The organism is uncultured Anaerobiospirillum sp. (genome assembly GCF_902485895.1).
Classification (GTDB): Bacteria; Pseudomonadota; Gammaproteobacteria; order Enterobacterales; family Succinivibrionaceae; genus Anaerobiospirillum; species Anaerobiospirillum succiniciproducens.
In genome coordinates this window covers 23,684-29,683 of sequence record NZ_CABTML010000057.1, presented here as the reverse complement: position 1 = coordinate 29,683, position 6,000 = coordinate 23,684, and the positions used below count along the sequence as shown (strand labels likewise).

Here is a 6,000-nt window from a genome sequence, read left to right as displayed (position 1 = left end):
CGATGCATCGAGAATTCCAGTAACGATGATAGGGCTATTCATAAGAAATCAATCCATTTCAACAGTTGTCTTGTTTATGTCTGGGTATTCTTCCTTTAGTTTCTTTTCGTACTTACGCATTCCATAAAGTCTCCGTAAATATCCAGGCTCTGTCCTTACCTCAGTACCGCACAGCTTATAGTTATGTATTGCGGTAACTGATAGTGATCAGCTCTGAGCCATGCCCTGCATCCATATGCAAAGGGCAATACAAGACCTTCTTGCCACAAAGATAGTACTTATCTTCAATGGCAAATGACTCAAGTGCGCACAAGCGCACTAAGCTAAAACCTATAGTCGCTGTACAAGCATTTACTTGCACAAGGAGCATAAGTCTCATGCTAAAAAGGTAGATCTACGCGCTCTTAAGCGGCACATAAGTCTACCCTGGGGGTTTTGTAGCATCGTGGCTACTTCTAGCTGTTCTATACAAGGTACAGCAGGTTAAACCTGCTGTACCTTATCTCAAGGAGAATCTTTTGCTAAACACTACTTCTTGGTGTAGTGAATGTCGCTTAAAGCACGCAGACGATCTGCAGCCTGCTCTGGAGTTAAGTCACGCTGCTTTTCTGCTAAGAGCTCAAAACCAGCTACGAACTTCTTAACAGTTGCAGAACGAAGAAGTGGTGGATAGTAGTGAGCGTGCAGCTGCCACCCCTCATGAGGCTCGCCATCAGCAGGAGCATTGTGCCAGCCCATGGAGTATGGGAAGGAGCACTCAAAGAGATTGTCATAACGAGTGGTCAGCTTCTTGATACATAAAGCTAAATCATCACGCTGCTCGTCATTGAGCTCATTGATAGACTTAACTGCAAACTTAGGCAGAATCATGGTCTCAAATGGCCAGAATGCCCAGTAAGGAACTAAAGCTACGAAGAACTCGGTCTCACAAACGATACGCTCTTTCTTCTCAAGCTCTCTCTTTACATAGTCTAAAAGGAGTGGAGAGCCGTGCTTCTTGAAGTATTCGTTTTGCTGTCTTACTTCCTTGGTAATTTCCTCAGGTAAGAAAGAGCAAGCCCAGATCTGGCCGTGTGGGTGAGGGTTGGAGCAGCCCATTACAGCACCCTTGTTCTCAAAGAGCTGTACCCACTTGTACTCAGCACTCAGCTCAGTAAGCTGAGAGGCCCACAGATCAACTACAGAACGAATCTCGTTAACCTCCATTACAGGTAAGGTCTTAGAGTGATCTGCAGAGAAGCAAATAACACGAGCGGTACCACGAGCTGGCTCTAAGCAGAATAAATCGTCATTTTCTGGGCCATCAAGTGGAGTGTCTGGCATTAAAGCAGCAAAGTCGTTGGTGAAAACGTAGTTGCTCTCATACTTTGGATTAACATCACCAGAAACACGGGTGTTGCCAGGGCACAGGTAGCAGCTAGGATCGTAGCTTGGCTTTTGCTCATCGGCATTCTTTTCTACTTGACCGTTCCAAGGACGCTTAGCACGGTGAGGAGAAACTAAAATCCACTCACCAGTAAGTGCGTTGTAACGACGGTGTGGATGATCTGAAATATTGAAGCTCATGTCTTAGTCCTTTGCAAATCCTGTGAACTAAAAGCTCTGTGAACAAAAAAATAAACCGCTATGGCTGCTTATCTTCACTATTGCCACTTAATGAGACCAGACTGACCAAAGTCAGTCTGGCTCAAAGCCAGGTTGGCTGTATCCAATCTGGTTTTAACCAAGCTCATGCAGCTTGGATTGCCTGGCTATCTTGAGCCTGGCATAGCCAGGTTCTTGATGCCGGGCATAGCCAGGTTCTTAATGCCTGGCTGATGCGGCCTTTGAAGGCCTAAACCTTGTCTTATGTGCCCACTATTTTGGGCGTGGCAAAGAGCCAAAACTAGTAGCCTAGGAGCTCTTGGTGATAACTGACTCTTAGTCGTCGTAACCGTTAGGGTTGTTCTTCTGCCAGTTGTAGGCATCGGCAGTCATGTCGTCTAAGGTCTTAGTAGCAACCCAACCAAGCTCGTTCTTAGCCTTAGAAGCGTCGGCATAGCAGCTAACTACGTCACCAGCACGGCGTGGAGCAAACTTGTGTGGAAGCTCACGACCAATAGCCTTGGAGAAGGCCTTAACCATGTCTAATACTGAGTAGCCAGTACCAGTGCCGAGGTTATAGATATGAACACCGGCCTTATCAAGGCAGTGCTTTAATGCAGCAACGTGGCCTAAAGCTAAGTCAACTACGTGGATGTAGTCACGTACGCAAGTACCATCAGCTGTTGGGTAATCGTTACCGAAGATGGATAAGCACTCTAAACGGCCTACTGCAACCTGAGTTAAGTATGGCATCAGGTTATTAGGAATACCGCGTGGATCCTCACCAATTAAGCCTGACTCATGGGCACCCACAGGGTTGAAGTAACGCAGCAGAGTTACGGAGAACTCAGGAACAGCCTTTTGCAGTTCCTCTGCCATGTACTCGATATCTACCTTGGTTTGGCCGTATGGACAGTTAGCACGCTTAACTGGGCTATTCTCAGTTAAAGGCAGTGAATCTGGCTCACCATAAACAGTTGAGGATGAGGAGAAGATGAAGTTGTAGCACTTATAGTCACGCATTACCTGCAGTAAAACGCGTGAACCGTTGACGTTGTTGTCGTAGTACTCAAGAGGCTTTTTAACGGACTCACCTACAGCCTTTAAGCCTGCAAAGTGAATTACACCGTCAATCTTGTGCTCCTCAAATACCTGAGCAAGCTGATCATAGACACGAATGTCACCAGCATAAAATGGAACTGAGCGGCCGCAAATCTGCTTGATACGTGCAAGAACAGCTGGCTTTGCGTTTGAGAAGTTGTCGAAAATAATCGGATCGTAGCCAGCTTTGACTAACTCACAAACTGTATGTGAACCGATGTAACCTGCACCGCCAGTAACTAAAATTGTAGCCATGAAACTATTCCTTTCTTTAACCGAGCCTACTGTCTCTTAATAGTCTGGCTTAATAGGCTATAAAGAGTAGCGATAGTAGAGCCATGGTTCCGCACGCGGACTTACACGTCATTACGTTTACTTTTCAGTAGCTGAGCATAAACCTTGTCTTATTACAATGTCAGGTGATGGCATTGATTATCACGCTGATGGTTAAAACCATCGCATCTAGGAGCTTGCATAAACTCCTCATAAAAACTGCTCAAAACGCTACTGAAAGTTTCTGATAAAACCCGAGATTAATCAGAATGTAAACGTTTACACTATTATAATCATTTTGCATAAAACGCGTACTAACTTTTTGTGAGCTAGTGCATACTTTGTTAATAATCCCTAATAGTGCTGATATTTCAGGCCTTTAGCGGTATATTCTTATTGACGTTGACTTGTCAACGAAGACAGTAACTAGCAAGTGTTCGACCCTCCTTTGCACAATGGGTGGGCATATAGCGCCCATAATTCATGTAAACGTTTACATGAGGCACCATTTAAGAGCGTTCTTAGCTAATCTAAAGCTTTGGCAAGAGCTTTCAAAGCCCGTAAATACGCCATTTACCCTTGATTATAAGAATCTCTTTTGTGCAAACATTGGTCTTAACACCAACTACGCTCATCTTATCAAACTGAACTTATTCATTAGAAATTGCTAGACAAGTACTTTGTGTTTTTGTGATACAAAACAAAGTGTACTGCTAGCCTTATTTTGATCTCTATACGTGATGCGTGCTTTCATTTAGCATTAGAGCTCGATTCAATCTGATATTCGATGAGATCTGTACTTGCTAGATCTTCAGCCTCACGTGGCAATAAGCGTTTATAGCCTCTTTTATACTTGTATTGTAAGTGACTTATTTAACGCAGCTTATTGCTCAGGCTATGTGTTTTCCGTTTATCGTTTACTATTGCTAAGGCTATGTGTTCTTCGTTTATCGTTTACTATTGCTAAGGCAGTGCGCTTTTTGCGCTAGTAACACTGTATTTTTACTTAAGCTTCTTTCATAGCAAACTAAACTCTACGCACTTAAACTACCAAGGCATATAATTTAATTGCAAAGCTAACTAGACTTGTTGATTTGGCATCTGCAATCAAGATCTAAAAGATCTTGTTGAATGTGACGCTACTCTAGGCAATCAACGCGCTAAGATCTTACTTTGTTATAACTCGCTTAGTGCTTAGTGTGTGATCTTTAGTTATGGAAAATTGAAGCATTGTTCTTGAGCAGAGTTGATAAGCTTTATTTTGATGGCTTATGAAGATCGAGTCTGGTGACTTGCATTTGCTTAAGAAACAACAAAACAAAGGTAATAGCGGCTACAATAGCTGCTCATACCGATTAGATGTTTTGAGGTGACTGATGCCTACTATTCGTGATGTAGCAAAACTAGCCAATGTATCCGTGGCTACAGTGTCACGCGTACTCAATGGTTCACCACGTGTATCCAAAAAGTCTGTCGATGCGGTCAATAAAGCACGTGAGGAATTAGGCTTCTACCTAAACGCCAATGCCCGTGCATTAGTACAACGTGATTCTCATACTATTGGTGTCGTCGTCTCTGAAGTATCCGATCCGTACTTTGGCGCGGCAGTTCGTGCCTGTGATGATGCCATCCATAAGATGGGCTATAACCTCTTAGTTGGTCAGGGCTATCACAATGCCGAGCGTGAGATCCATGCCATTGACGATCTCATTTCCTATCAATGCCGTGGTTTAGTAGTCCATGCTCTAGCTGTGGATGATGCAACCTTAATTAACTATCTTGAGACCGTACCATATATGGTGCTCATGAACCGTGTGGTACGAGGTTATGAAGAGCGTTGCCTCATTCTTAACAACTACCATGGTCAATGCTTAGCCGTACAAGAGCTTATCGACAAAGGTCATCGGAAGATCGCCTTTGTTAACTCTGGTCACCGCATTTTAGATGCCGATGAGCGTTTCCGTGGCTATGTTGACACCCTCAAAAAGGCCGGTATTAAGTACATCCCACGCCTCATTACCTCAGCTGAGCCTTCTTTAGAGGGCGGTTCTCAAGCAGCTTTAGATCTCATGAATCGCCTCACTCCTGGTGAGGACTTTACTGCTGTTGCTTGCTACTCAGATGTAATGGCTGCAGGCTTTATGGCAACCTTACACGCGCAAGGCTACAAGATCCCTGATGATGTCTCAATAACTGGCTTTGACAATCTCTACTTAAGCACTTGTCTGATTCCGCCATTAACCACCGTCAACAATCCAGTCAAAGAGATCTCTGAAGAGGCCATCTTACGCTCAATTGACCTCTATGAAGGTCGCCCAATCACCGTACGCGAAGACTACACTGTCGAGCTTATCAAGCGCGACTCAGTTCGTCAGCTCTAACAAGAATTCCTCTTTTCTGCCCCATGCCCACGTGCCTGGGGCAAGCAGACAAACACGCCAAAAACTCCCTCGTCGCACTCACAGTGCTCACGAGCCCCACCTTAGACTCCGGCTCTTTGCTACCTGCCGCTGCTACCTAGCTTTACTACCTGGCGCAGCTACCTAGCTTTGCTAGCAGTCTATGCTAGCTGCCGCAGCCTCATCGCTTTGCAAGCTGGTTGTGCTACCTAGCTTTGTGAGCTGCTTTTGCGCTCCATTTTTATAGAGTGTGTTCAAATCACTGCTATTTTGGAGAGTATAGCTCAGGACAATCGTCTCATTTCTATGGTCAAGGCTTTGCAACTGTAGTAACTATATGTACTTTTTAGCTGCCCTCAGGCATAATTTCTGTATGGTTTTATGAAGTTTTTGATAGTCATACTGCTATATTTCGACAGATTCGCGCGTTTAGTTGGCACATTAGCGCTAGTGCGGTTAAAATGACGGATAGATTTGTTCTGCTACTAGAGCTTGATGAGGCTTCGCGAGTATAAGTTTCTTGCGGTATAGACCATAGAATATTTGCCTTGTCGCTTGAGACTGTCTTTATAAGACTTTCTCACTCTTTTTTTATGATCTGGCTCTAGTGAACGTTTGTTGTTTTGAGATCTTAGGGTGGTAC

3 protein-coding genes are annotated in these 6,000 nt (G+C 44.3%); 1 reads left to right on the top strand and 2 read right to left on the bottom strand.

The features are described from left to right. Nucleotides 1–528: 528 nt before the first annotated feature. Nucleotides 529–1,566: a UDP-glucose--hexose-1-phosphate uridylyltransferase gene (locus RDO37_RS04725; RefSeq protein ID WP_303074358.1), complete on the bottom strand. Its 1,038-nt coding sequence runs from the start codon at nt 1,564–1,566 to the stop codon at nt 529–531. A 354-nt stretch (nt 1,567–1,920) separates the two neighbouring features. Further along, on the bottom strand, nt 1,921–2,940 hold the full coding sequence (gene galE, locus RDO37_RS04720) for a UDP-glucose 4-epimerase GalE (protein ID WP_273325983.1): 1,020 nt from the start codon (nt 2,938–2,940) through the stop codon (nt 1,921–1,923). Nucleotides 2,941–4,334: 1,394 nt separating this feature from the next. Between galE and RDO37_RS04715 the strand changes: the two genes are divergently transcribed. Further along, nucleotides 4,335–5,339: a substrate-binding domain-containing protein gene (locus RDO37_RS04715; RefSeq protein ID WP_308498285.1), complete on the top strand. Its 1,005-nt coding sequence runs from the start codon at nt 4,335–4,337 to the stop codon at nt 5,337–5,339. Nucleotides 5,340–6,000 lie beyond the last annotated feature (661 nt).

Excerpts from the sequence above, each read along its gene's own strand:
- galE (WP_273325983.1), bottom strand. The coding sequence starts at position 2,940 with ATGGCTACAATTTTAGTTACTGGCGGTGCAGGTTACATCGGTTCACAT.
- RDO37_RS04725 (WP_303074358.1), bottom strand. The coding sequence starts at position 1,566 with ATGAGCTTCAATATTTCAGATCATCCACACCGTCGTTACAACGCACTT.
- RDO37_RS04715 (WP_308498285.1), top strand. The coding sequence starts at position 4,335 with ATGCCTACTATTCGTGATGTAGCAAAACTAGCCAATGTATCCGTGGCT.